This is a genomic window from Ruegeria sp. N11, assembly GCF_056531525.1.
In genome coordinates this window covers 39479-64702 of the sequence record NZ_JBQFLX010000015.1, presented here as the reverse complement: position 1 = coordinate 64702, position 25224 = coordinate 39479, and the positions used below count along the sequence as shown (strand labels likewise).

General features: G+C 58.4%; 21 protein-coding genes. 6 read left to right on the top strand and 15 right to left on the bottom strand.

Annotated features, from left to right (window positions below; genetic code table 11):
• Positions 1 to 48: 48 nt before the first annotated feature.
• Entirely contained in the window at positions 49 to 477 is a 429-nt protein-coding gene (locus ACR0J8_RS16220; protein WP_170676737.1) for an Lrp/AsnC family transcriptional regulator, read from the top strand.
• A gap of 133 nt (positions 478 to 610) precedes the next feature.
• The gene (gene mprF, locus ACR0J8_RS16215; protein WP_480526023.1) at positions 611 to 3220 is read left to right on the top strand and encodes a bifunctional lysylphosphatidylglycerol flippase/synthetase MprF; all 2610 of its coding nucleotides are present in this window, start codon (positions 611 to 613) and stop codon (positions 3218 to 3220) included.
• Positions 3221 to 3223: 3 nt separating this feature from the next.
• On the opposite strand, the gene ACR0J8_RS16210 is transcribed toward mprF, so the two are convergent.
• The 4 genes from ACR0J8_RS16210 to ACR0J8_RS16195 all read right to left on the bottom strand — a co-directional run bounded on the left by ACR0J8_RS16210 (position 3224) and on the right by ACR0J8_RS16195 (position 7298).
• A complete protein-coding gene (locus tag ACR0J8_RS16210) occupies positions 3224 to 4786 on the bottom strand; it encodes an efflux transporter outer membrane subunit (protein WP_480526025.1) in 1563 nt (520 codons plus the stop codon).
• An 11-nt stretch (positions 4787 to 4797) separates the two neighbouring features.
• Positions 4798 to 5943 carry an HlyD family secretion protein gene (locus ACR0J8_RS16205; protein WP_480526027.1) on the bottom strand — a complete coding sequence of 382 codons (1146 nt, stop codon included), beginning with the start codon at positions 5941 to 5943 and terminating at the stop codon, positions 4798 to 4800.
• 21 nt (positions 5944 to 5964) lie between these two features.
• Positions 5965 to 6327, bottom strand: a complete 363-nt coding sequence (locus tag ACR0J8_RS16200) for a DUF3302 domain-containing protein (RefSeq protein WP_170616246.1) — start codon at positions 6325 to 6327, stop codon at positions 5965 to 5967.
• A 209-nt stretch (positions 6328 to 6536) separates the two neighbouring features.
• Entirely contained in the window at positions 6537 to 7298 is a 762-nt protein-coding gene (locus ACR0J8_RS16195; RefSeq protein WP_480526031.1) for a DeoR/GlpR family DNA-binding transcription regulator, read from the bottom strand.
• Between the two features lie 189 nt (positions 7299 to 7487).
• Between ACR0J8_RS16195 and glpD the strand changes: the two genes are divergently transcribed.
• Positions 7488 to 9083, top strand: coding sequence for a glycerol-3-phosphate dehydrogenase (glpD, locus tag ACR0J8_RS16190; protein ID WP_480891153.1), 1596 nt, complete (start codon positions 7488 to 7490; stop codon positions 9081 to 9083).
• A 48-nt stretch (positions 9084 to 9131) separates the two neighbouring features.
• Here glpD and ACR0J8_RS16185 read toward each other — a convergent pair whose 3' ends face one another.
• From ACR0J8_RS16185 to metG, 3 genes are all read right to left on the bottom strand, one after another.
• Entirely contained in the window at positions 9132 to 12269 is a 3138-nt protein-coding gene (locus tag ACR0J8_RS16185) for an efflux RND transporter permease subunit (protein WP_170616252.1), read from the bottom strand.
• Positions 12270 to 12272: 3 nt separating this feature from the next.
• Entirely contained in the window at positions 12273 to 13451 is a 1179-nt protein-coding gene (locus ACR0J8_RS16180) for an efflux RND transporter periplasmic adaptor subunit (protein ID WP_170616254.1), read from the bottom strand.
• A gap of 237 nt (positions 13452 to 13688) precedes the next feature.
• Positions 13689 to 15407: a methionine--tRNA ligase gene (metG, locus tag ACR0J8_RS16175; RefSeq protein WP_480891150.1), complete on the bottom strand. Its 1719-nt coding sequence runs from the start codon at positions 15405 to 15407 to the stop codon at positions 13689 to 13691.
• Positions 15408 to 15583: 176 nt separating this feature from the next.
• Between metG and ACR0J8_RS16170 the strand changes: the two genes are divergently transcribed.
• Positions 15584 to 16519 carry a hypothetical protein gene (locus tag ACR0J8_RS16170; RefSeq protein WP_480891148.1) on the top strand — a complete coding sequence of 312 codons (936 nt, stop codon included), beginning with the start codon at positions 15584 to 15586 and terminating at the stop codon, positions 16517 to 16519.
• A 118-nt stretch (positions 16520 to 16637) separates the two neighbouring features.
• Here ACR0J8_RS16170 and ACR0J8_RS16165 read toward each other — a convergent pair whose 3' ends face one another.
• The 7 genes from ACR0J8_RS16165 to ACR0J8_RS16135 form a co-directional block, all read right to left on the bottom strand.
• Positions 16638 to 17861, bottom strand: coding sequence for an MFS transporter (locus ACR0J8_RS16165; protein ID WP_170616260.1), 1224 nt, complete (start codon positions 17859 to 17861; stop codon positions 16638 to 16640).
• 78 nt (positions 17862 to 17939) lie between these two features.
• Entirely contained in the window at positions 17940 to 18536 is a 597-nt protein-coding gene (locus ACR0J8_RS16160) for a YceI family protein (protein ID WP_480526040.1), read from the bottom strand.
• Between the two features lie 133 nt (positions 18537 to 18669).
• Complete coding sequence (locus ACR0J8_RS16155) at positions 18670 to 19290, bottom strand: ImuA family protein (protein WP_480526042.1); 621 nt, start codon at positions 19288 to 19290, stop codon at positions 18670 to 18672.
• 60 nt (positions 19291 to 19350) lie between these two features.
• Complete coding sequence (locus ACR0J8_RS16150; protein WP_321253383.1) at positions 19351 to 19932, bottom strand: retropepsin-like aspartic protease family protein; 582 nt, start codon at positions 19930 to 19932, stop codon at positions 19351 to 19353.
• Between the two features lie 41 nt (positions 19933 to 19973).
• The gene (locus ACR0J8_RS16145) at positions 19974 to 20594 is read right to left on the bottom strand and encodes a MarC family protein (RefSeq protein ID WP_480526043.1); all 621 of its coding nucleotides are present in this window, start codon (positions 20592 to 20594) and stop codon (positions 19974 to 19976) included.
• The gene (locus tag ACR0J8_RS16140; RefSeq protein WP_480891142.1) at positions 20591 to 20983 is read right to left on the bottom strand and encodes an ACT domain-containing protein; all 393 of its coding nucleotides are present in this window, start codon (positions 20981 to 20983) and stop codon (positions 20591 to 20593) included. The genes ACR0J8_RS16145 and ACR0J8_RS16140 overlap by 4 nt, the downstream gene beginning before the upstream one ends.
• Entirely contained in the window at positions 20980 to 22830 is a 1851-nt protein-coding gene (locus tag ACR0J8_RS16135; RefSeq protein WP_480891139.1) for an ABC-F family ATP-binding cassette domain-containing protein, read from the bottom strand. The genes ACR0J8_RS16140 and ACR0J8_RS16135 overlap by 4 nt, the downstream gene beginning before the upstream one ends.
• 106 nt (positions 22831 to 22936) lie before the next feature.
• Between ACR0J8_RS16135 and ACR0J8_RS16130 the strand changes: the two genes are divergently transcribed.
• Complete coding sequence (locus ACR0J8_RS16130; RefSeq protein ID WP_480526048.1) at positions 22937 to 24139, top strand: multidrug effflux MFS transporter; 1203 nt, start codon at positions 22937 to 22939, stop codon at positions 24137 to 24139.
• Between the two features lie 102 nt (positions 24140 to 24241).
• Complete coding sequence (gene ndk / locus ACR0J8_RS16125; RefSeq protein ID WP_155143779.1) at positions 24242 to 24664, top strand: nucleoside-diphosphate kinase; 423 nt, start codon at positions 24242 to 24244, stop codon at positions 24662 to 24664.
• A 57-nt stretch (positions 24665 to 24721) separates the two neighbouring features.
• Here ndk and ACR0J8_RS16120 read toward each other — a convergent pair whose 3' ends face one another.
• Positions 24722 to 25069, bottom strand: coding sequence for a TfoX/Sxy family protein (locus ACR0J8_RS16120; protein ID WP_480526049.1), 348 nt, complete (start codon positions 25067 to 25069; stop codon positions 24722 to 24724).
• Positions 25070 to 25224: the final 155 nt, after the last annotated feature.

Below are 25224 nucleotides of genomic sequence, written 5' to 3'. Positions count from 1 at the left end.
AGCAAAGTGCTCAAAAAGATACCCCGATACACAAACTGGTAAGGGACGATGGACGATTTGGATAGCAAGCTGCTGAACGCATTGCACCGGGATGCGCGCGCCTCGCTGTCGGAACTGGCGCAGATTCTGGGCGTGACGCGAACAACCGTCCGCAGTCGACTGCATCGCCTGAAACAGTCCGGAGAGATCGTCGGCTTTACCGTTCTGACGCGGCGCGATGTTGCGCAAAGCCCGGTTCGGGGACTGATGATGCTGGAAATCGAAGGCCGGGGAACCGAGCGGACCATGGCAAGGATCGCCGCCATGCGACAGGTAAGAGCAGTTCATACGACCAATGGCAGCTGGGACCTGATTGCCGAGATCGGGGCCGAAACGCTGGCGGAACTGGACGAGGTTCTGTTTCAGATCCGGCGGATGGAAGGGATCACGCGGTCCGAAACCAACCTCTTGCTTTCAACGCGGAAGGGGCGCGTCTGACCGGGTGGCGAACTTGCTGCCTGTAGCGCTTTGAATGGTAAGGAAATTGTGCCAAACTCCGCCTGGGCGATCGGGCAGGCTTTAGCGGCTTTAGTTCCGAATACGCGATTGGTTTGAAGCAGGGAATGTCGTGATGACCGTACAGGAAACAAGTGACGATTCCCGGGTTTTGCGGATGGCCGAGAAGGCTGCGGCCATGCTGGAAAGACCCTGGGTTCGTATCGCGGTTCCGATCCTTATCACGATCATTGCGCTGACCGTCCTGCACGAGTTGTCTTCGCATGTGAAATGGTCCGACGTTCAGACCGATATTGCGGGTACGTCCTGGAAGCTCATGTTTTTCGCGCTGTGCTGGACCGCATTCAGTTTTCTGTCGCTGTCCTTTTACGATGTGTTTGCGGTCAAAAGCTTGGCGGAAGACAAGGTTCCGCTGCCGGTCGCCGGAATGGCCGGGGCCAGTGGCTATGCTGTGTCAAACTGTCTGGGGTTTTCCTACATCACGGGAACCGCGATCCGGTATCGGATCTATGCGTCGCTTGGGTTGGATCTGGCCCGTGTGGCCGGGGTTATCGCGACCTCGTGGGTGGCCTTCTGGATGGGCATGGTCCTGATCCTTGGCATCTTGCTGACGTTGCATCCGGACGGGATATCTCAGGTTCTTCCGATCAGTGAAACGACCGAAACCGTAATCGGCCTGTGCCTGCTGGCCGGGTTGGCGGCTCTGTTTGTCTGGCTTGCCAGCGGCGGGCGCCGTCTGGCGTATGGTGGGTTTGGCTTCAACCTGCCCGGAGGAAAGCTGGCCAGCCTTTTGACGCTGGCGGCAGTAGGGGATCTGTTTGGCGCATCAATGACTCTGTATGTTCTGATGCCAGACGATCTGGGCGTCGGGTTTCCGTATTTCTTTGCCATCTATGTGGCGGCAATTGCCGTCGGTATCCTCAGCCACGCACCCGGCGGGATCGGTGTGTTCGAGGCTACACTGATCGCGGGTCTCGGCGCCTCTGGCCGATCGGATGTGATCGCAGCCTTGTTGCTGTATCGCGTGGTTTACACGTTTTTGCCCTTCGTCATCGCCAGCCTGTCCATTGCAGTGGCCTATGCGCTGACACAGCGCGACAGGATTGGCGGAGCAGCCAGTTGGGTCTACCGCGCTTTTCGCCCGATTGTTCCAATGGTTGCAGCTGGCGTTTCAGCAGTGGCGGGCGTTGTATTACTGGTGTCCGGCGCGCTGCCGTCCAATTCCCAAAGCCTTGGCGCGTTACGCGAGGTATTGCCGCTTTCGTTCGTCGAAGCCTCGCATCTGGCGGGCAGTGTGGTTGGGGTTCTGCTGATCCTCGTATCACGCGGCTTGTTCCGTAAGCTCTATCGCGCCTGGGTCGTCGCGATGGTTCTGATGGTGGCCGGGTTCATCGCTTCGCTCACCCGCGGCCTGGATATCCATGAAGCGCTGAGTATGGTGGTGACCATTGCCGTTCTTGCCGTGTTTCGCAGCGCGTTTTACCGGGTCAGCGGCGCGTCGGTTTTCCGTCTGAATATTCCATGGCTGGTCAGTGTGCTGGCACTGATGGCGGTGATTTTTTGGATCGGTTTGTTCGCGTATTCGCACGTTGAATATCAAAACGCCCTGTGGTGGGAGTTCGCCTGGAACGGCGATGCCTCGCGTTTTCTCAGGTCCAGTCTGGTGGTCGCGGTTATCCTTGGGGTGGTGGCTGTCAATTCCCTGTTCGGGCGCGAAATCCCGGTTCCGGTGCGAACCGAAATACCGGAGGCGGTGGAACGGCTTGCGTTGCAAAGCGAAGACACCGAAGCCCAGATTTCATTGACTGGCGACAAGCAGTTCCTGATTTCGCCGGATGAAACCGCGTTTCTTGCCTATGCCGACACCGGAAACGCGTTGATCACCAAGGGCGAGCCTGTGGGCGATGAGACCGCGGGTCAACAACTGATCTGGCAATTGCGTGAACGGGCGGACCGCGAGGGCAAGCTGTGTGCTTTCTACAGTGTTTCGACCAAATACTTGCCAACCTTTCTGGATCTGGGCCTTTCGATCCTGAAAATTGGCGAGGTCGCGCGGGTTCCGCTGCAAGGGTTTTCGCTGGACGGCAAGTCACGTAAGCGGTTTCGTCAGGCCAAGAATAGGGCCATACGTGATGGCTATGTGTTCGAGATCATTCCGAAGGAAGACCTGAAACCGGTCTTGCCGGAATTGCGTGAAATCTCGGATCACTGGCTGGCCGGTAAGGCAGGCGAAGAGAAGGGCTTTGCCTTGGGAGGTTTCGACGACGATTACCTTTCGTATTTCGATCACGCCGTTCTGCGCAATGCCGAGACGGGCAGGATCGTGGCCTTCGCCAATCTGTTTCAGGGCGGGAACAAGTCTGAACTGTCGTTGGACCTGATGCGTTATGAGCCTGACAGCGCCAGTTTCGTCATGGATGCTTTGTTCGCCGAGATGATGGTGTGGGGGTCCGAGCAGGGGTTCCACTGGTTTTCGCTCGGGGCTGCGCCGTTTTCAGGGATCGAAAACCGGCAACTGGCTTCGCTCTGGAACCGGATCGGGGGGTTTGTTTACGAACACGGCGAGCAGTTCTATCACTTCGAAGGCCTGCGCGCGTTCAAACAGAAATTCGACCCCGAGTGGAGCCCGAACTATCTGGCAAGCCCCGGCGGGCTGGCGGCGCCACGCATCCTCTACGAGGTGAATATTCTGATCTCTGGCGGGTTGCGGGGGCTGACAAAATAGAACCTAGTTCAGGCTGACACCGGTCGGGGTCTTTTCCAGCAGATCACCCCAGTCGGTGCGGTATGCCATTTCGGCCAGAACGGTACCGGGCAAGAACTCCTGATTCTGCCGGATCTGCCATCCACCGCCCAAACCTTTGTAAACGGCGACCAGATTGCTGGACACTTGTTGACGTGCGCTGATCAGGTTGGCTTGCGACCGCAACAGGGCGGTTTGCGTGTTCAGAATCCGCGAATAACTGGCGATGCCATCACGGTATTGGCTGATCGCAATCTCGGCCGCCCGGCGTGAAGCCGTGACACTGTTCTGATAGAATTCGACTTGCTTGCGGGCCTGCGCATAGGCGACCATGGCGCTTTCAACTTCGGAATAGGCGGTCAGGACCGTGTTCTGATAGTTGGCGATCAGGGCCTGATACGCGGCGTCTTGCGCCCGCACGTTGTTCTTGATCCGACCATAGTTGAGTACGTTCCAGACGACACCCGCGCTGGCCAGCCCGGTGGTGCTGTTGGCGTTGAACAGGTCGCGCCCGCCCGATGCCTGCAGACCGATTGAACCCGAAAGGATGAACTGCGGATAAAGGTCGGCCATCGCAATCCCGACCTGCGCGGATTGCGTTGCCGCTGCCAGTTCAGCGGCCCGCACATCCGGGCGACGGCGCAACAATTCGGCAGGGACACCGACCGCGACATTGGACCGTGCCGAGGGGATGCGGCCAGAATTTCCAAGCAGGCTGGTCAAGTCCGATGGCGGCTGCCCAAGCAAGACGGCCAACGCATTCTTGGCTTGCTGCAAGTCGCTTTGCAGTTCAGGAACCAGCGCTTTTGTATTGTTCAGCAAGGCGGTGGATTCCTGTACATCCAACTCGGTCGTGACGCCGTTGTTGAACCGCAGCTGCGTCAGATCCGCAGATTCCTGCTGAAGTCGGATATTCTCCTGTGCAACGACCAGGGATTCCTGCAGGGCGCGGATATTGACGTAAAGGGCGGCAACGTCACCTGTCAGCGTCACAAGGGCATCGTCATAGTTGGCAACCTGCAACGCCAGATTGGACCGTGCAGCCTGAACGCCGCGCCGCTGCGCGCCCCAGACATCCAGTTCCCATTGCGCGTCGAACCCGACCTGCGAAGTCGAAAACTCCGTGTCCAGCGGGATGATGCGGTTGATATCGGACACTGGATTGAGGTTGTCGCTGATCTGCCGCCTTTCAAGCGAGGCACCGACTGCCTGCGATTGCGGATAAAGCTCTCCAAACGCGATGCCCAACTGCGCCCGCGCCTGCAGCACACGTGCCCCGGCCACCTGCAAGGTCAGGTTTTGCGCGTAGGCCTCGGCGATCAGTCTGTTCAGGGTGGGGTCGTTGAAAGTTTCCCACCATTTTACCACGGGCGCGCTGCGCGAGGTCAGTCCGCTTTGCCCCGTGTTGGGATTGTTCACTTCGATCCATTGTTTGACGACCGGAGAGTTCGGGCGCACAAAGTCCGGGCCAACCGGAGTGCAGGCTGCAAAGGTCACGACACAAAGCGCGCTGCCCATCAGTCTGCGGAAGGTTCTGGCCCGTATCATGATGCGCGTCCTCAAATATCCAGCGGTCGGATGAAGTTGGCGAAGGAATAAAGGCGGATGTTGATGCGCCTGAGAAACTCAAAACTCTTGCCCTGACCGGTATAAATCGCCACTGCCGCGTGACCGCCCGCAGGGAAGGTGTGCCCTTCAGGGATATCGACCGAAATCTGTACGGCGATCCGTCCGGGCAATTTGGGCAGTTCAAAGCCCGGCAGGCGGCCTGAAGGCAGGTATTGACCTTGCCGGGTTGCCCACCAGATCGCCTCGACCTTGCCGGTCAGGATTTCGCCGGGATACAGGTCAAGCGCCACCTCAACCGGCTGACCGGGTTCGACGAATTTCAGGTTCTGCTGACGGTAGGTGGCCAGGACATAGGGATTGTCTTTTGTTACAAAGCTTGCAATTGCACCCAGACGGATATCCCCGACAACCAGGCCGGGCCGGGCCTGCTGAGAAACAATCATGCCGTCTTCGGGCGCGTAGATCGTCGTGTTATCAAGGAAATACTTGGCTTCGTCCAACTGCGACTGGGCCTGCAGGATACCGGTATTAACGCCGTCAATCTGCGAGGCTTGCGCCAGCTTTGCTTTTTCAAGATTGGCTTCGGCTTCGTGCACCTGGGCCTGATCCTCAGTGACCTGCTCGTTCCATCGGTCAAGCTCATCCTGACGGGCGCCGCCCGCAGGAACAAGATTCTCGTATCGGGCCTGTTGGGTCTTCGCATAGGCCAACTGCGCATTTGCACGCTCAATTGCCTCGGACGCGGCTATGACATCCTGTTCAAGAATTTTCGCATTTTGTTCAGCGGCAACAAGCTGGGCTGTCGCGTTGTCCACCGCAAGCGAGAACACCGTGTCGTCAAAACGATAAAGCGGGTCGCCCTTTTTGACATCGGTGTTGGGTTCAACCAGAACCTCGGTCAACACCGTTGGTTGCGTCAAACGGGGAACGATCTGGATAGTTGACCTGACAACATGACTGTCGATCGAGAATGGCTGAAAAAACCGCAAGGCGACCAGAAAGATCAGCAGCAAATGTGCGCCGACCCAGAACGAGACGATGCCCCAGACGATATTGAATTTCAGCCATTGCGCCTTGAAGAAAATGAACCAGACGAAAATGATGTAAAACAGCGTGATGCCAAGGGCGACGAACATGTGTTTTGACTTCCTTTGGCCTTAGCTTTTCTGCGCGTCGTCTGTATCAAGCGCGTCGCGGTATTCCGGTTTTACGACGCCGCCCAACCGTTTGATTTCATTCCGGATAGCATCTTTTTCTTCATCTGGTCCGCGGCGAAAATCAACGGTTACACCGTCGTGGAAAGCCCAGATAAAGGCGTGAACCCAGGGCACGATGGCCAAAAAACCCATCCAGCCCATGATCTTGACGGCTTCGGCATGAGGGTGATTGCGCTTGATCGCGATGCGACCGGGCAAACCCATGATGAACAGGAACAAGCCCATGACCGCCGCAAGCAGCAATATCAGCGCGACAAATGTCAGGTAGTCATAAAATTCCAGCGGCTGACCCAGTAACCCCATGCTCGTGCCTCCATTTTGGGAAGGTACCCCATCCTCAGGCGTAGGTGCCCGGTACGTCAATCGAATTGTCTCTGCCCGGCGGGATCAGGCCCAAATCAAGTGACCCCAAAGGCTAGAACAACCGTAAATTGTCCCGATACTGGCAGGCGATTGGATATCTGGCAAGGAATGGGCAATGAAACCGGCAGAAATGTAGTCTGTACCGCAGGTTAAAGGCAGAGCTTCACCTGAGTCTCCCATTCCTCACATTTAGCTTTCAGATCATTTGGCAAAGCGTGGTCCGTGAAGAACATCCCGATATCGGCAAGCGACGCGATTCGCGCCGGGGCGGTGCGTTGAAACTTGGACTGATCCGCCACAAGAAACGTCTGCCGTGCCTGTGCGATGATCGTCTGGCTGACCTGAACCTCCTGAAAGTCGAAATCCAGAAGATCGCCATCGGCATCCAGTGCTGAACATCCGATGATAGCGTAATCGACCTTGAACTGCCGGATGGTCGAGGCCGTCAAATCTCCGATCAGGCCGCCGTCAGAGCGGCGCAGGACCCCACCCGCCACCACGACCCGGCATTCTGGGTTTTTAACCAGTATGTTGGCAACATTCATGTTGTTGGTAACGACCATCAGGTTCTTGTGGTCCAGCAGATGCCGGGCGACAGCTTCGGTCGAGGTTCCGATGTTCATGAATACCGATGCCCCGTCCGGAATGCTGTCTGCGCATATTTCGCCAATACGGGACTTGGCCTCTTCATTCAGGCCCCGGCGGTCTTCGTAACCGATATTTGAAACGCCCGAGTGCAAAACGGCGCCGCCGTGGACCCGGTCGAGTTTCCCCATGTCAGCCAGTTCCGCCAGATCCCTGCGAATGGTCTGCACCGTCACGCTGAACTGTTCCGCCAGCCCTTCGACAGTCACTCGCCCTTGTTGGCGAGCGATTTCCAGTATGTCGGACTGACGGAAGGAAAGAGACATGCAAACTCCTGTGTTCTAAGGTGTATTCGTTTTTGTTCTTTTTTTCGATTTTTTCAAGAGGAATGGATTGTTGGGTCAATTCGCGGCGCAAATTTCGCAAAAGCGAAAGAAAACGAAAAATATAATTGACGAAGCGAAGGCGGTTACGGTTAATGCGCATAGTTTTTCCAGACAGAGAATCGACCAGCTATGGAAGCGCAGGAAAACCCGATCACCGACCTTTTCATCATCGGCGGGGGGATCAACGGATGTGGAATCGCCCGGGACGCCGCCGGGCGGGGTCTTTCGGTTAGCCTGGCTGAAATGAACGATCTGGCCTCGGCCACGTCGTCGGCATCGACAAAGCTGTTTCACGGTGGGTTGCGGTATCTCGAATACTTCGAGTTTCGCCTAGTCCGAGAGGCCTTGATCGAACGCGAAACCCTGCTGCGAGCCATGCCGCATATCAGTTGGCCAATGCGCTTTGTGCTGCCCTATCACAAGGACATGCGATTTGACGCGGAAACGCCGACTTCGCGGCTGCTCAGCACAGTGATGCCATGGATGCGGGGCAGGCGTCCGGCCTGGCTGATCCGGTTGGGTCTATTTCTCTATGACCATCTCGGCGGGCGCAAAATCCTGCCGGGCACATCGTCGCTGAACCTGCGATCGGTGCCGGAAGGCAGGCCTTTGCAGGGTAAATTCGAAACCGCCTACGAGTATTCCGACTGCTGGATCGAGGATTCTCGCCTAGTCGTCCTGAACGCCCGCGATGCGCAGGCACGCGGGGCCGAGATCATGGTTCGTACCGAAGTCATGTCTGCAGATCGCGTTGACGGGCTGTGGCGTGTAACGGTTCGAGACCGGGACAGCGGAACCCAAAGTGTCATTTGTGCAAAGATGCTGATCAATGCCGGCGGCCCCTGGGTCGGCGACATTATTCAGACCAGAATCCGCATGAACTCGCGCGATGGCGTGCGGTTGGTTCGCGGCAGTCATATCGTGACGCGCAGGCTATACGATCACGACAAATGCTATTTCTTTCAGGGCGAAGACGGCCGGATCATATTTGCAATTCCTTATGAGCAGGATTTCACCTTGATCGGAACCACCGATCAGGATCATCCCGATCCGTCCCAGCTGCCGGTCTGCACCGAGGACGAGCAGGACTATTTGTGTGCGTTCGCCTCGAAGTACTTTGATCAACCCGTATCGCGCGAGGATGTCGTATGGACCTATTCCGGCGTACGCCCGCTTTATGATGACGGGGCCAGCAGTGCTACGGCCGCGACGCGGGATTATACGCTCAAGGTCGATTCACAGGGCGGTGCGCCTGTTCTGAATGTCTTTGGCGGAAAAATCACGACTTATCGCCGGCTGGCCGAAAGCGCGATGGAAAAGGTTGCCGAACATTTCCCGGCTCTGTCCGGGCCGTGGACCGCTGGTGTCGCGTTGCCGGGGGGTGATTTTCCGGTCGACGGGATAGAGGATCTGGTTCAGGGTTTGCGATCGGATTACGGTTTTCTGGACGAAAAATGGGCGCGCCGTCTGATCCGGGCCTATGGAACCGAAGCGCGGCTGATGCTGGGCGAGGCACAAAACGCAGAAGATATGGGGGAGGGGTTTGGAGCTTCGTTGACGGCTCGTGAACTGGCGTGGCTGATGGACCGGGAATTCGCGCGTAATGCCGAGGATGCAATTTGGCGGCGGAACAAATTGGGTCTGCGCCTGAGCAGTGAACAGATCGCGCGCATTCAGCAGTGGATGGATGAGCGGAAACGATCAGGCGTAGCCGTATCCGCCTGATGGACAGAAAAAAGCCCCGCGGAAAATGCGGGGCTTCTTTGTTCTGTTTTATGCAGTCTCTTTCGGTGGAGCCGGATCATTCCGGGTGCCCTTGACCCATTCCCGCAGGCTTTGCATCAGAGCGTAAAGGACAGGCACAAGAATGACGCCGACCAGCGTTGCCGCCAGCATTCCGCCAAATACAGCCACGCCGATGGCCTTCTGGCTGGCCGCGCCCGCGCCATTGGCTGCAAGCAATGGCACAACGCCTAGCAGGAACGAAAGTGCGGTCATCATCACGGCGCGGAAACGCTGGAATGCGGCCTCGGCCGCCGCGTCTCTGATCGACAGGCCATTGGCGCGTTGTTCCATCGCGAATTCGACAATCAGAATGCCGTTCTTCGAGGCAAGCCCCACAAGCATGATCATCCCGATCTGCGTGTAAAGATTGATGTCACTTCCCACGATGGCCACTGCAGCGACGGCTCCGAACAGGGCGACGATAACAGACAGCAGGATCGAGACAGGCAAAGTCCAGCTTTCATATTGTCCGACAAGGAACAGGTAGCCGAACAGGATCGCCAGTCCCAGGATCACTATAACCAGACTGCCCGACGCCAATTGTTGCTGCGCGGTCCCGGTCCATTCGAAGGCGTAACCGGGGGGCAGGGCGTTTGCCGATTCCTCGGTCATCACAGTGATCGCGTCGCCGCTGGACAGCCCCGGTGCGGGTACTGCTGTCACGGTCGCGGATCGGAACAGGTTGTGACGTTTCAGCAGGACCGGCCCCAGCACGTTCTCGACGTCGATCAAAGTGCCAAGAGGCACCATCTCACCCTTGGTGGACCGCACATACAGGTTGGAGATGTCTTCGACATTGTCGCGATAGGTGCCGTCCGCCTGGATCATCACGCGATAGACCCGGCCAAACAGGTTGAAGTCGTTGACATAGTACGACCCCAACTGCGCCTGCATGGTCTGAAAGATCTCGGCCACGGACACTTGCAGTGTCTTGGCCTTCTCGCGGTCCAGATCGACAAACAGCTGCGGGACATTCGCGCGGAAAGTGGTATAGGCCTGACCGATTTCCGGGCGCTGATTGGCTGCGTACACGAACGATCCTACCGCCGAGGCCAGATCCTGGGGCGTACCCCCACCGGTCTGCTGAACCTCCATCTCGACACCGGCGGACATGCCAAGACCCTGAATGGGCGGTGGGTTGAACGCCACGATCGATGCAGCGGATTCGCCGTTTGCGATTGCCAGAACTTTGGCAAGGATGGCATTTGCGCTCAGGTCGTCCTCTTGCCGATCGTCCCAATTGTCGAGATTTACGAAGATCGCAGCACCGTTGGTGATTGTTCCGTTCAGCAGAGAAAACCCGTTGACCAGAACCGTGCTTGCGACACCGGGGATTTCCTGAATCTGCGCATCCACACGGCGCGTGACGGCTTCGGTCCGTTCCAATGTGGCGGCGTCCGGCAATTGAACGTCGACAAACAGATAGCCGTTGTCCTCAAGCGGGATAAAGCCGCTGGACGTGTTCGACATGATCGTGCCGGTACCCATGGCAAGGGCAACGATGACACCCAGCGCGATGACCGGCAGGATCAGAAGTTTGCGCACAATGGCGACATACCCGCCGCGTACCGTGCCAATGAATTTCTCAAACACGGCAAGCAGGCCTTTGGGCGGGCCAGAGCGTTCTTTCAGCACAAGGCCGCACAAAGCGGGCGAAAGCGTCAGCGCGTTGATCGACGAAATCACCACCGCGGTCGAGATTGTGACGGCAAACTGTGAATACAATCGTCCCGAGATACCGGGCATGAAAGTCACGGGCACAAAGACGGCCAGCAGAACCAGAGTGGTCGCGATGACCGGTCCGGTGATCTGACCCATCGCCTTGCGGGTTGCCTCGGCCGGGGGCAGGCCCTCGTCCGCGATGATCCGTTCGACGTTTTCAACGACAACGATGGCGTCGTCCACAACGATCCCGATGGCCAACACCAATGCAAACAGAGAGATCGTGTTCAGCGACATCCCAAAAAGCAGCAGAAAGGCGAACGTCCCGATCAGTGACACGGGAATCGCCACAGCCGGGATAATCGTTGCGCGCCAACTGCCAAGAAAAACGAACACAACCGAGATCACCAGAATGAAGGTCAGGATCAGGGTCGAGACCACATCGTTCAGCGACTGCTGGACAAAATCGGTGGTGTTGAACGGCACCTGATATTCGACATCTGTCGGGAAGGCGCGAGACAAACGTTCGAGTTCCGCCTGCACACGCTCGGACACGGCCAGCGCGTTTGCTCCGGGTGCCTGATAAATGCCAAGCACGGTGGCCGGTACAGATTGGAAATACCCCGAAGCCGAGTAGAACTGGGCGCCAAGTTCAACTCGCGCGATATCCCGGACCCGAACGATCGAGCCCGCATCACCGGTCCGAATGACAATTTCACCGAATTCGGCAGCCGATGTCAGGCGTCCCTTGGTCTTGATCGTGTACTGGAATGTTTGTCCTTCCGGCACGGGCGGCGACCCGATTGAACCTGCCGAAACTTCGATATTCTGTTCGCGGATGGCGTTGATCACATCGCCGGGCGTAATGGACAGCGCGGCCATCTTGTCGGGATCCATCCAGATCCGCATGGCGTATTCCAGATTGGTCAGAACATCCGCCTTACCTACACCCTGCACACGCGCCAGCGCGTCCTTCAGGTTAATTGAGGCATAGTTCGACAGGAAGACGCTGTCATAAGTGCCATTGGGCGATGTCAGCGTTACAAGCAGCAACATGTTTGTCGATGCTTTCTGTGTAACCACGCCGGATGCAGTCACTTCGGTCGGCAATGACGACATGGCCTGCGCCACGCGGTTTTGCACGTTGACCGAAGCGATGTCAGGGTCGGTGCCCACTTCAAACGTAATGTTCAGCGAATACGATCCGTTATCGGATGAGGTTGACGTCATGTAGATCATGTCGTCCACACCGTTGACCTGCGCCTCGATCGGGGCGGCCACGGTGTTTTCCACGGTTTCAGCGTTCGCGCCTGTATAGGTCGTCGTGACGCTGACGACAGGTGGCGTGATGTCAGGGAACTGGGCGACCGGCAGGACAAGGTAGCCGATGCCGCCCATGATCGTCAGAACAAGCGAGATGACAAGCGCCAGCTTGGGCCGGCTGATGAACAGGGCTGAGAACATCCGTTATTCTCCCGGCTGCTCGGATGCGACAACCGCATCCACCGCGACACCCGGGCGAACCCTTTGCAGCCCTTCGACGATGACGCTTTCTCCCTCGCGCAGCCCGTCAAGCACGATGATGGCGGTGCCGAATGTATCGCCGGTGGTGATATAGCGTTGTTCGACCATCTGTTTGTCGTTGACGACCAGAACGAATTCGCCGCGCTGATCGCGTTGCAGTGCAGCCTGCGGGACCAGAACCCGCAAGGTGGGCTCCAATGCCTCGATATGGACATTCAGGAATGCACCGTCGAGGATCAGGCGGCTTTCGTTGTCGAACTGGGCGCGGACGGTGATGGCACCGGTCAGCGGGTCAATGCGGTTGTCGACAAATACGATCTCGCCGGTTTCGTCCAGCTCTGTGCCATTGGGCAGCGTCACCCTGACCACCGGGCTTTTGTTGCTTTCGGCCAGGGATGAGGCGTTTTCATCGACGGCCTGCAGAACCGTGGTGAACTGTTTTTCGTTCAGCGAGAAATTGACATAGATCGGCGCTTCGCTGACCAGATTGACAAGTGGCGGATTGGTCGGGCCGACGACGTCGCCGACACTGGTGGATACCCGTCCGATCCGGCCCGTGAAAGGCGCGTGAATTTCAGTGTAGCTCAGGTCCAGTTCTGCCTGTTGAATGGCGGCATTGGCCGCTTTCACCTCGGCCTCGGCGACCAGTTCGTTGGCGCGGGCAATATCGCGTTCCGATTCCGGCGTCGCGTCGCGCTTGTACAATTCTTCCTTACGGGCCAGATCGACCTTGGCCAGTTCCAGATTGGCCTCGGCGCGATCCAGATCGGCTTTGCGAGCCTCCAGAGTGGCCTGATACAGGTCGGGTTCAATAGTGAACAGCAGGTCGCCCTGGGTCACGGAGGCTCCGTCCTCGACATTCTGGCTATCTAGGAACCCGCTGACCCGGGCGACGATATCGACCTTGTCGATGGCTTCGGCGCGCCCGATAAACACGGCCTCGTCAGTGATTTCCTCGGAATAGGCGGCCGCGATGGAAACCTTGGGCGGCGGCGCGTCGCTTTGTTCCTGTGCCAGTGCAGGTTGTACCATGCCCAAACAGGCCAGAACGGCAAAATACTTGCCAAGTGTCCTGACTGCTCCGCTGCTACGGAAAATCGGGTGCTTTGCTGCAAGGGACATGGAAAGAGCCTCGTTCAATCTATGGATTAGGCGCCGCGATGGCATGTGTGCCTTTTTTGAGTCGGCGGAATTACGTGGCAGGATGGCCGCTTTAAGACAATATCTCAAGTGTCTTGAATGTGTTCCCTTCCACTATGCATGCAGAGATTTCTCCGCCGATTGGTACATTTAGGTCGGTGCCCAAACAAAAACGGGGGCTCAAGCGGCCCCGTTTCGGTATTTCACATAGATGTTCGGTCAGGTGCGCGTTCCGGCAAACCGCGTTTGCCAGTCTTCGCGTTGTTCGTCGGTGATCTTGGCGAACAAAACCTCGGGCACTGTGAACGCGTGACCGGCGGGCAGGGCGTTGAGTGCGTCGGCGACATTGTCGGGCCAGCCGGTGTCCAGCGTGTTCATCGCGCTCAACATCCGGGCCGAGGTGTCGGGGATGAACGGCGCGCTTAGAACTGCATAAAGCCGGATCAGGTTCAGACCCAGCCGGACCTGCGCGGCAGCCTGTTCAGGGTCTTCCTTGAAGGTCGACCAAGGGGCGGCGGCTTGCAGATATTCATTGCCCGCAACCCAGATGGCCCGCAATTCTTGCGCGGATTTGCGGACATCCATCGCCTCCATGTGACCTTCATAAGCGCGAACACGTTTGGTGAGCTCCTCAATCAGCGCCTGTTCCCGGTCGCCGAAGGCACCGCCTTCCGGCACGGCCTCGCCGAATTTCGAGCGGCAGAACTTGGTAATACGGCTGACGAAGTTGCCCAGCACATCGGCCAGGTCCTTGTTCACGGATTGCTGGAAGTTTTCCCAGGTGAACTCACTGTCGCTGCTTTCGGGCGCATGGCTCAGCAACCACCAGCGCCAGTAATCGGCAGGCAGGATCTCCAGCGCCTGATCCATGAACACACCACGACCTTGGCTGGTTGAGAACTGTCCACCATCGTAGTTCAGGTAGTTGAAGGATTTCAGATGGTCCACCATCTTCCAAGGCTCGCCCGATCCCAGAATGGTTGCCGGGAAAGACAGGGTGTGGAAGGGCACGTTGTCCTTGCCCATGAACTGAACGTAACGGACATCATCGGCACCCTTGTCGGTACGCCACCAGCGTTCCCAATCGGCGTCGGTCCTGCCGTTCGCATCCGCCCATTCCTTGGCGCAGGCGATGTATTCAATCGGCGCGTCGAACCAGACGTAGAAGACCTTGCCTTCCATCCCCGGCCAGTCCTGTTCGCCTTTCTTGACCGGAACGCCCCATTCCAGATCGCGGGTGATACCCCGGTCTTGCAGGCCGTCGCCGTCATGCAGCCACTTTTTGGCAATCGATGTGGTCAGGATCGGCCAGTCTGTCTTGCTGTCGATCCATGCATCCAACTGGTCTTTCATCGCTGATTGACGCAGATACAGGTGTTTGGTTTCGCGCACTTCCAGATCGGTCGAGCCGGAAATGGCCGAGCGTGGCTCGATCAGGTCGGTCGGGTCCAACTGCTTGGTGCAGTTCTCGCACTGGTCACCGCGCGCGCGCTCGTAGCCACAGTTGGGGCAGGTGCCCTCGATGTAGCGGTCGGGCAGGAACCGTTTGTCGGCGTTGGAATAGACCTGTTTCTCGCTGACTTCGCGGATCAGCCCGGCGTCATCCAGTTTGCCTGCAAAATGCTGCGTCAATTTCTTGTTCTGCTCGCTGGAGGAGCGTCCGAAGTGATCGAAGCTCAGGCCAAACCGCTTGGCGATATCGGCCTGAATGCCGTACATCTCGGCGCAATATTCCGCGACCGGTTTTCCTGCCTTGGCGGCAGCCAGTTCGGCCGGTGTCCCGTGTTCATCGGTGGCGCAAAGGAACATGACCTCATTCCCCCGGCCACGCTGGTAGCGTGCGTAAAGATCAGCAGGCAGTTGCGAGCCGATCAAATTGCCGAGGTGTTTGATCCCGTTGATGTAAGGGATCGCCGAGGTGATGAGAATCCGAGCCATTTTCCGTTTCCGCGTATCTGTCTGCGCGCCCGTCTACAGTATGAATCTCGCCAGCAAAAGACCGGTTACACCGATAGACGCCCGAAACGACGCGTAAGTGCAGAAGCAATGTGGCCTTCGCGCGGTGGTCTCGGACCATGTATGATGGTCGCGCAAATTGTTAACGGGGGTTTGAAATGAAGCTATTCGGGGTTCATCGCCTGAAACAGGTGTCCGCCATTCTGTGTCTGACAGTATTCGCCACGCCGAGTGTTCAGGCTGACCAAAGCAAAGCCATGGATGCGATTGAAAGCTTTGACAAGGCGATGCTGTCGGTTTTCCGCCGTGGCCAGGATGCACTGACGTCACAGACCCGACCGGTCATGGTGATCGCGCGGGATGTCACGATCCTGTCCGAGAATGGTCAGGTGTCCTTTCCCAGGGGCGCGCCAAACTATCTGATATTCAAGTCCACATCCCACGTTCTTTTAGGGATAATCGGTGCCGTCACCCCCTGGCCCGAGGAAGATGATGCTGATGCAAGGTGGAAAAAGGACTTTGCAGCCATTGCGCAAGAAATCGACACGTTGTTGCCGTCGCTGGAGGGCCTTGACCTGCCTGAAGACGAGATTACCCGACAACGACAGATGCTTGAGGCCGCGCGCACCTTCACCAGCGGAGCGGTCAAGCGCGGCACCCTCACGCGGCAGGACGTAGCAAACGCGATCAACGAGATGCGTCCGGTTTGGGCGGCCAACATGCGCCAAGCGGCTCGGGCCGAGCTGTCCACGTTGCACAAGGCCGTGTCAGATGCGCGTGCCGCTATCAGTAAAGAAGACTGGGACAAAATGTATGTCGTTCATCACGGCGGGTCCAATGTTACGGGGACCAATGTCGTGGAACTGTATCTGGAGCGCGTGATGCCGCAGAAAGTTGCGGCGGGCCAGGTCATGTTTGCGGAAAATGCGCATGGCAACAAGGCGATGGCTGATTTCGTCGGCTATGAGAGAATGCAACGTCACGTGGGGGCCTGGGCTTTCGGAGATCCGGGGCGAATGGAAGTTGATCTGCTGGGATATGAAGCAGGTTCAATTCTGGATGAAATGATCCCGTCTTCTCCGCCTTCGGACTAGCGTCCGGGGCTTAGTTTCTTACACGACTGCTTGAACAACCAACTATGCCGCGGCACGTCGTGAAAAGGCGCAGGCCGAACACTGTCGAACCCAGGCCGGGACTTTCCCGGCCCTTGTTTTATCGACCTTCACGCGATCGTTTCAGCAGACGGCCGACCGTGAACGAGGTGCGGGGGGCATAGACATAGTTGGTCCGTTCTTCCGGCGTTGGCCGCGATCTCATCCGAGCCAGGCCAAACCCGATCAGGAACACATGGCCCAGCGCGACAAAGGCAAACAACGCTCCGGGACCGAATTCCTGGATCAGTGTAGACGAGACATAGGGCGAGGCGATTGCGCCAAGGGCGTACCAGAACATCAGGGCCGCAGAAAGTTCGACCCGCTGTTCGGTTGTGGCAAAATCGTTGGCGTGTGCGGATGACACCGAAAAGATCGGGAATGTCGTGAAGCCGAACAGTCCTGCAGCCAGCATGACACCTACTGTGCCTGTGTCACTAGCCGCCATCGTTACCCCACAACTGAGCACCGCCGCGAAGGACAACCAGATCAGTACCCAGCGTCTGTCGTATTTGTCCGCAAGCCATCCCATCGGGTATTGCGCCAACGCCCCGCCAAGCACGAACGAGGCCAGGAAGAACGCGATCTGATCCACGCCCAGACCCACTTCTTGCCCGTAAACCGGGCCGACCATCCTGAACGATGCAGAACTCAGCGCGGCCACAATAACGCCCGCCACCGCCAATGGAGAGCTGCTCCAGGCCAGTTTTGGTCGTAGTCGCGGCGCGTCGGGTGTTTTGGGCTGGCTGGCCCGGGTCAACGTCAGCGGCAGCAACGCGGCGCAGCACAGGATGGCCAGCAAATTGTACGAGACATAAGAGGCAGGCGGCAGGACCGCGATGATCAGCTGAGCGCTTAGGGACGCCCCCATATCCACGATGCGATAAGTGCCCATGGCGCGCCCGCGTGTCTCGTTCGTGACCTTGGCGTTCAACCATGCCTCGATCACCGTATAGCTTCCCGCAACGCATGTGCCCGAGGCTACGCGCAACGCGGCCCAGATATATGGATTTTCAGTCAGTGTGTGTCCGATCAGCCCCATGGCCCCCAGCGCGGTGCACACGGCAAAAGCGCGGGAATGGCCGACGTTGCCCATCAGACGCGGAGCCCACCAGCATCCTACGAAAAAGCCCAGGAAATGGGCCGAACCCAGCATACCGATCTGCTCGGTGGTAAAGTTGAGCGTCAGACCGGAAATTGCGTCCAGTGGACCCACGCCGCCTGTCGACAGTTGTAGTAAAATGACAGAAAGAAACAGGGCCGCAAAGGAAATGAGTGTACGCATGATGTTCTCAACTTGACTGTCCAGGCCGGGATTTCACGCACGTTATCGACCTTGCGGAGTCGTTTTTGTCAAATCCCTTCAGTCTTTACCTTTGATTTCGGCACGAATGTCCAGCCCCACTGTGTCCTGCACCAGATCGGCATAGCCCGACGCGCCAAAATCGTGCCGGCTCAGGGCGCCGCGCAGGCGGATCGACAATTCGTTCAGGTCTTGGGTCGCAGTGCCGCGCTGACGGTACAGCGCGGCCTGCAGTGTGATCGGACGTGTGATGCCGCGCAGGGTCAGATCGCCGGTAATTTGCGCGCCGTCTGAGATTCGGCCACTTTGGCCAAGTTGAATGCGGGTCGATCTGAAACGGATGGTCGGATAGGTGCTGGCGTCCAGCACACTCGCGCTCAGCATCGGTCCTTTTGCAATGGGCATTCGGGTTCGCGCCTTGGCAACATCCATGAGGACATCGACCTTGCTGTTGGCAAGGTCTGACAGGTCAAGGGCAATGCTGGCCGACCGGATCGGCATGGTGCCGGATTGCAGGATTCCGGCCAGGTCGAATGTAAAGCTGACTGTGGTTCCGTCTGGAACTAGTTCGTAAGGGCGCAGGGCCGCCTGTGCCGGGTGCGGCAGGGCTGCTGCGGCCAGACCGGCCAAGACGTCGCGTCGGGTCAGGCGCGTCATGCGGTGCCGTATTTGCATTGGAAATTGACTTGTCTGGTTAACATCGGGGCCCTGAGGTGGATTGGTTAGCTCTGACCCTCAGCTAGAGCCCGGCTTTGTGTTTGGCCAATCACATCCTTCGTGAATGGCCCGATCAGGCCGGAACATCCTGCGCTTCGGTCCGGTGCAGGTGCAGGCCCGCGCGCGGTTTGGTCTGGGTGGCTTGCCAGCTGACCGGGGGCAGGGCGCGGGCGCGGCGGCGGGTCAGAGTCCAGGACCGGGCCTCGCCCTTGTGGTTCGCCGCCATGTGCCAGCGCGTCTCGACACCTTGCGCGCCGCCATCGCCGGGTGTCAGCAGCAGCCCGAGCGGTGCCCGCCCCATCGCGCCGCCCTGTTCTGCGGCCAGATGCATCCGTCGTACCGGTGTCAGCCCGGGCGCACCGGGCAGGTCGCCAATGATCAGCGGGATGGCCCCGCTGCGCAACGCCTCTTCCATGCACCACAGCAGGTCTTCGGCGCGGTTGGGGCGGACGAACAGGAAACGCGCGGGGTCGGCAAAAGGCATCATCCCGTCAGGGTTCAACTGGCCGGGCTCCCACCCGGGGGAAATCCACAGCACCGGCCCCTGTGCCTGACCCGCCAGCCACATGGCAAAGCTGCGTCGGGCAGGGCCGCAGGCCTCGTGCACGCGGGCCAGTTGCAGGGTGATCTGAGGGTGCAGTTTTATCCCCGGCGCCTCGCGCGCGGGTTTGCGGCCGAGAAGGTGTGCAGACATGCCGTCAGGTTAGCATGTTCTTGTTTTGTTCTCAAGATCGGATGTGATCCCGGAAGCTATTTAACGAGACAGGATCAGACGGCCATCGGCAAACTGGATGTTCGAGAAACGATGCAGATAATCCATGCCCAGAAGGGACTGATGCAGCTCGCCTTCGTTGATCCAGGCCGAGATGTTGCGGTCTACGATCGGGCCAAGCTCGAGGCTGTCCAGACGTACAGGCGCTGTCCGGACTTCTCCGTTCGCGGTGGCGGCGCGGCCAAAATAGTTCAACTGATCCGGATCAATGCCGACGCGCCTTGCGTCTGCGGAACTCAGGACAATCTGACTGGCTCCGGTATCGACGAGAAATGTAATCGGCTCTCCGTTCACCAGAACTGGCAGGTAATAGTGCCCGTCATAAGACCGGGGAACCTCAACCGTGTCGCCGGTTACGGACATCTGCGCCGAAGGGCCCACGGTTGAACGGATGTCTTCCCACAGGCCCACCACAGCTATCACGCCAATAAAGATGAACACCCAGGCCATCATCTGTTGCAAGGTCTTGTTCAGCGATTGCCGGTTCTGAGAGATGAACCAGGCCACCACCGCTGCGCCGAGCAGGCTCAGATACGCCAAACGTGCAATGCTGTCGCCATCCATACTGTTATCCCAACAATATTACCTGAGTGATATATGGGGATTCAGGACGCAAATCCAAAGGCCTTGAGACCGTCCAGGATGAACTGAACCGACAACGCGGCCAGCAACATGCCCAGCAGGCGGGTCAGTACGTTCAGCCCGGTCTTGCCCAGAACACGGGCCACAGCGCCGGATGTCAGATACATCACGAACACCATCGCCAGCACGACCAGCATCACACCGATGACGACGGCCAGCCCCTGTATGCCGGGCTGCTGTCCTGCCAGCAAAATCATCGTTGCAATCGCGCCCGGACCTGCAATCAACGGAATGCCCAGCGGAAAAACCGACGGATCGGGGTGTTCTTCTTCTTCGGCGCTGGTTTCACGCCGTTTTGTTCGGCGTTCAAACAGCATGTCGAGCGCTGTCAGGAACAGCAGGACGCCACCGGCGACCCTGAATGCCTCCATCGAGATACCGACAAACCCCAGAAGCGCTTCACCAAAGGCGGCAAACATGGCCAGAATGGCGCCCGCCGTCAGACACGCGCGGATTGCGATCGAGCGGCGCGTGTTCCAATCCATGCCTTGGGTCAACGCCACAAAGATCGGTGTTTGCGCAGGCGGGTCGAGCACCACGAATAGCGTCGTGAACGCGGTAATCAGGAATGCGCTGTCTATCACTGTTTGCTGCTCCGTTGCAGGTCTTGTAGGACACGCAAGGCGTCTTGCGACTGCGCTGCGGGGACATAGATGTGGTCGTGGTGATATCCCGCGACCATGTTTGCAGGTATTCCCTGCCGCGCCAAAGCACCAGATACGGCAGCGGTAAGGCCCACGCCCTCCAGCGAGGAATGAACCTGCAATGTGATGCAGTGCATGGCGACCGTGTCTTGTGGCGCGCTGTCAATCGGGACGATCAGGGACAACCCCTCCGCTTCGACGCAGCTTGCACGTGTTCCGTCAGGCCAGGGTTTGTTGTCAGGCCAGACCACAAAGGCAAACGCACCGGGCTGCAAAACGGGGCGCATGCCGGAAATCATCGCATTGGTGTCCTTGACGGGTGGGGTCATGCGGATTCCGCCTGTTCCAGTCGTTCGGCGGCCGCAACCCACAAGGTCTCGGCCTTTTGCATGGCTTCGACAACCTCGGCAAATTTGCGGTTCCAGGATTCCAGATCGTTGATCCGGTCGTCTTCATACAGCGCTGGGTCTGCCAGTTTGGCCGACAGCTTCTCGTGCATGTCGCTCAACTTCTCGATCCGGTCCTCACATTTGCGCAGATCAGCGCGCAGGGCCAGCATCGCCTCGCGCGACGGGCGTTTGGGTTTGGCCGCTTGCGGTTTTCCCTTGAGCGGTTTTTCTCGGGCCAGCAGCATGGCGCGATAGGCTTCAAGGTCGCCGTCAAAGGGCTTGACCGTGCCGTCCGATACCAGCCAAAGCCGATCTGCGACAAGCGACAGCAAATGCATGTCGTGGCTGACCAGAACAACCGCGCCGGAATATGCAGTCAGCGCCTCGACCAGCGCCTCGCGGCTTTCGATGTCCAAGTGGTTTGTCGGTTCGTCGAGGATCAGCATATGCGGAGCGTCGATCGTTGCGATCAGAAGCGACAGGCGGGCCTTCTGTCCGCCCGAGAGGCGGCCGACCACGGTCTCGGCCTGATCGGCGTTCAAACCGAACCCGGCCAGACGCGATCGCCACTTGCCCGGCGCCTCGTTTGGGCGCAGGCGGCGTAAGTGATCCAGCGGCGTTTCATCAACATAAAGCTCATCCACCTGATGCTGGGCGAAATAGCCGATCCGCAACTTGTTGCTGCGGGTCATTTTGCCGGCCATCAGGGGCAGGCGGTCGGACAGCAGCTTGGACATGGTCGATTTCCCCTGACCGTTCTTGCCCAACAGCGCAATGCGGTCGTCCTGGTCGATGCGCAGGTTCAGACGTCGCAGAACCTCGGTCTCACCATAGCCCGTCACGCCGCCTTCGATCTGGATGATCGGAGGAGATAGCTCCTCGGGTTCAGGAAAGGAGAATGCGCGTAGCGCGGCTTCTTGCGGGGTCGAAACCAGTTGGATGCGTTCGATCATTTTCAGGCGCGATTGGGCCTGAACGGCTTTAGAGGCCTTGTACCGGAACCGGTCCACGAAGCTTTGCAGGTGGGCGATGCGCGCCTTGGCCTTGGCGTTCTCGGATTCGGCCTGCGCCAGCCGCTCGGCGCGACGCTCGGCGAATTTGTCATAGGGCACCGCGTAATAGGTCAGCTTGCGGTCTTCCAGATGAAGGATCGATCCCACAGCGCGGTTCAGCAGACCCCGGTCGTGACTGATGATGATGACCGTATGCGGATATTTTGCCAGGTAGCTTTCCAGCCACAGCGCACCTTCGAGGTCCAGATAGTTGGTCGGTTCGTCCAGCAGCAGCAGATCGGGTTGCGAAAACAGCACCGCCGCCAGTGCAACGCGCATCCGCCACCCGCCTGAGAAATCCGAGCAGGGCCGCAACTGGTCTTCATCGTCAAAACCCAGTCCTTTCAGGATCGAAGCCGCGCGCGCCTCGGCCGACCAGGCGTTGATGTCGGCCAGTCGGGTCTGGATATCGGCAATCCGCGCCGGGTCGGTGGCTGCGTCAGCCTCGGCCAACAGCGCGCTGCGTTCGATGTCGGCCGCCAGAACCGTATTGATCAGCGAAACATCGGAGGAGGGGACTTCCTGTGCCACCCCGCCAATCCGCGCGCGGCTGGGCAGCTTGATGTTTCCCGATTCCAGCGCCAGTTCCCCACGGATGAGGCGGAAAAGGGTGGTCTTGCCGGTGCCATTGCGCCCAACAAGACCCACCTTGTGGCCGTCAGGAATTGTTGCGCTGGCCCCGTCGAACAGGGGACGGCCTTCTACCGCGTAGGTTATGTCTTCAATCCGTAACATGAGCCGCTCATAACAGAGGGTGAATTTGGCCGCCAGCAGCTTGACATGTTCAGCACGCGATCAATGTGATAGCGCTGACATGATTTCACCCGGAACGGATTGTTGAATGAGACCCGCGCGAACGCCTCCATCCCTGATCACGCTGGTCCTGATCACTGCGTTGTCGGTTCTGTCGCTGAACATGTTTCTGCCATCTCTGCCTCATATCGGCGAGGACTTGCAGGCAGATTACGGTCTCGTGAACCTGTCTGTTGCAGGGTACCTGGCGCTGTCTGCGGTTTTGCAACTGATCATGGGGCCTTTGTCCGACAGGTTCGGTCGCAGGCCGGTATTGCTGAGCTGCATGGGACTTTTCGTCATCGCCTCGATCGGCTGCGCCATGGCCCAATCGATCTGGGCGTTTCTGGGTTTCCGTATGTTGCAGGGCGCTGTTATCGCGGGGCAGGTTCTGGCGCGCGCCGCCATCCGCGACATGCATCCTCCCAATGAGGCCGCCAGCAAACTGGGTTATGTCTCGATGGCCATGGCACTGGCGCCAATGCTTGGCCCGATGCTGGGCGGAGTGCTTGAGATGTTGTTCGGCTGGCGGGCCGGATTTGTTCTGTATTTCCTGATGGGAACAGGCCTTCTGGCGCTGGTCTGGGTCGATCTGGGCGAGACCAATACCAACACAACCGCAACCTTCACCGCCCAGATGAAGCTCTATCCGCTGCTGTTCAACTCGCGACGGTTCTGGGGGTATTCATTCTGTGCCGCCTTTTCCATCGGCGGGTTCTACGCCTTTATTACCGGTGCGCCGCTTGTTGCGGCCACGTGGTTCGATCTGAACCCGGCCTTGCTGGGGCTTGGAATCGGGATCATCACGATGGGGTTCATGGCCGGAAGCTTTTTGACCGGACGGCTTGCAGCCCGCACAAGACTGAGCACCCTGATTCTTGCCGGGCGAGTGATCGCTTCGGTCGGCCCCTTGGTCGGCTTGATGACCTTTGCAGGGGGTGTGGGGACTGTCTGGTCCTTCTTTGGTTCCGCCGTGTTTGTCGGGTTTGGGAACGGGCTGACCGTGGCCAACGCGACCGCTGGCTTGATGTCAGTGCGGCCCCAGCTTGCAGGCAGCGCAGCAGGTCTTTCGGGCGCTATGACAGTGGCCTTGGGCGCAATCCTGACTTCGGCCACCGGGGTACTGGTCACCCCCGGAAACGCACCCTTCATCGTGCTGGGGATGATGGGCGTCAGTAGTTTCGCGGGCCTTCTTGCCGTGCTCTATGTGCGCTGGATTGACCAGCGCGACCCGTTGCCCGACACGATCTGATCCGCAAAGCATCATAGTGCTTTTCTTAAGGGACAGACCATGCTAGGCGGCGCGCGATAGATTTCGGCGCGGGTCCGCGTCATATAGTAAGGAGAGGCCGACATGGCACTGGAACGCACATTCTCGATCATCAAACCCGATGCAACCCGCCGCAACCTGACTGGCAAGATCAACGCCAAGTTCGAAGAAGCCGGCCTGCGCATCGTTGCGCAAAAGCGCATCCACATGACGAAGGAACAAGCCGGCAAGTTCTACGAAGTACATGCCGAGCGTCCGTTCTATGACGAACTGTGCGAATTCATGTCGTCGGCTCCGGTTGTTGTTCAGGTTCTGGAAGGCGAAGGCGCCATTGCAAAGAACCGTGAAGTCATGGGCGCAACCAACCCTGCAGACGCAGCAGCTGGCACCATCCGCGCCGAGTTCGCTGAATCGGTTGGCGAAAACTCGGTCCACGGTTCGGACGCACCTGAGACAGCAGCGGTTGAAATCGCTTACTTCTTCTCGGGCATCGAGCTGGTCGGCTAAGCCACCACTTTGGTGAACAGATTAGGCCGCCTCTGGTTTCGGGGGCGGTTTTTTTGTTCAAACTGGCTTGAGGTCATTCGACGTGATGCGCACTCCGATGGCGTCGAGGTCCGAAACCAACTTCGATTGCGGGGCGGTCTTTGTATTGGCCTTGATCGCATCGAACCTTTGACGCAGCGCTTTCTTTTCCTCGCCTTTGCAATCGTTCCAGGGGCGGCCCTGCAATCCCATGACAAGTACATAGTAGCCAATGAAATGCGGTCGTGATCCTGCCTGAAGCAGCCGGGCATACGCCGCGTCGGCCCCCAGTTCGCGCAACTCCTGCGCCGAATGAATTCCAGCGCGTGCGCATGCCTGTTCAAAGGCAGGGCCGAGGTTGCGGATGGATGAAACAGGATCTGACATGCCCAAGTCTTATCTGGACGCCGCGATGCTGTCATCCGGTTGATGGAGTGTCGCCGGTCTGAAGGATAACATTGACGCAATTCTTGCCTGATCACCCAAGCTACGGTTTCATGCTGTCATATTGTCGTGCAGTCTCCGATGTTGGAAAATCAAGG

Bases quoted from the DNA above. Each gene is read 5' to 3' on its own strand.
- ACR0J8_RS16170 (WP_480891148.1), top strand. From the start codon at position 15,584: ATGAAGCTATTCGGGGTTCATCGCCTGAAACAGGTGTCCGCCATTCTG.
- ACR0J8_RS16195 (WP_480526031.1), bottom strand. From the start codon at position 7,298: ATGTCTCTTTCCTTCCGTCAGTCCGACATACTGGAAATCGCTCGCCAA.
- ACR0J8_RS16135 (WP_480891139.1), bottom strand. From the start codon at position 22,830: ATGTTACGGATTGAAGACATAACCTACGCGGTAGAAGGCCGTCCCCTG.
- ACR0J8_RS16180 (WP_170616254.1), bottom strand. From the start codon at position 13,451: ATGTCCCTTGCAGCAAAGCACCCGATTTTCCGTAGCAGCGGAGCAGTC.
- ACR0J8_RS16160 (WP_480526040.1), bottom strand. From the start codon at position 18,536: ATGACGCGCCTGACCCGACGCGACGTCTTGGCCGGTCTGGCCGCAGCA.
- metG (WP_480891150.1), bottom strand. From the start codon at position 15,407: ATGGCTCGGATTCTCATCACCTCGGCGATCCCTTACATCAACGGGATC.
- ACR0J8_RS16165 (WP_170616260.1), bottom strand. From the start codon at position 17,861: ATGCGTACACTCATTTCCTTTGCGGCCCTGTTTCTTTCTGTCATTTTA.
- ACR0J8_RS16220 (WP_170676737.1), top strand. From the start codon at position 49: ATGGACGATTTGGATAGCAAGCTGCTGAACGCATTGCACCGGGATGCG.
- ACR0J8_RS16200 (WP_170616246.1), bottom strand. From the start codon at position 6,327: ATGGGGTTACTGGGTCAGCCGCTGGAATTTTATGACTACCTGACATTT.
- ACR0J8_RS16210 (WP_480526025.1), bottom strand. From the start codon at position 4,786: ATGATACGGGCCAGAACCTTCCGCAGACTGATGGGCAGCGCGCTTTGT.
- mprF (WP_480526023.1), top strand. From the start codon at position 611: ATGACCGTACAGGAAACAAGTGACGATTCCCGGGTTTTGCGGATGGCC.
- ndk (WP_155143779.1), top strand. From the start codon at position 24,242: ATGGCACTGGAACGCACATTCTCGATCATCAAACCCGATGCAACCCGC.
- ACR0J8_RS16140 (WP_480891142.1), bottom strand. From the start codon at position 20,983: ATGACCCCACCCGTCAAGGACACCAATGCGATGATTTCCGGCATGCGC.
- ACR0J8_RS16150 (WP_321253383.1), bottom strand. From the start codon at position 19,932: ATGGATGGCGACAGCATTGCACGTTTGGCGTATCTGAGCCTGCTCGGC.
- ACR0J8_RS16120 (WP_480526049.1), bottom strand. From the start codon at position 25,069: ATGTCAGATCCTGTTTCATCCATCCGCAACCTCGGCCCTGCCTTTGAA.
- ACR0J8_RS16185 (WP_170616252.1), bottom strand. From the start codon at position 12,269: ATGTTCTCAGCCCTGTTCATCAGCCGGCCCAAGCTGGCGCTTGTCATC.
- ACR0J8_RS16130 (WP_480526048.1), top strand. From the start codon at position 22,937: ATGAGACCCGCGCGAACGCCTCCATCCCTGATCACGCTGGTCCTGATC.
- glpD (WP_480891153.1), top strand. From the start codon at position 7,488: ATGGAAGCGCAGGAAAACCCGATCACCGACCTTTTCATCATCGGCGGG.
- ACR0J8_RS16205 (WP_480526027.1), bottom strand. From the start codon at position 5,943: ATGTTCGTCGCCCTTGGCATCACGCTGTTTTACATCATTTTCGTCTGG.
- ACR0J8_RS16155 (WP_480526042.1), bottom strand. From the start codon at position 19,290: ATGTCTGCACACCTTCTCGGCCGCAAACCCGCGCGCGAGGCGCCGGGG.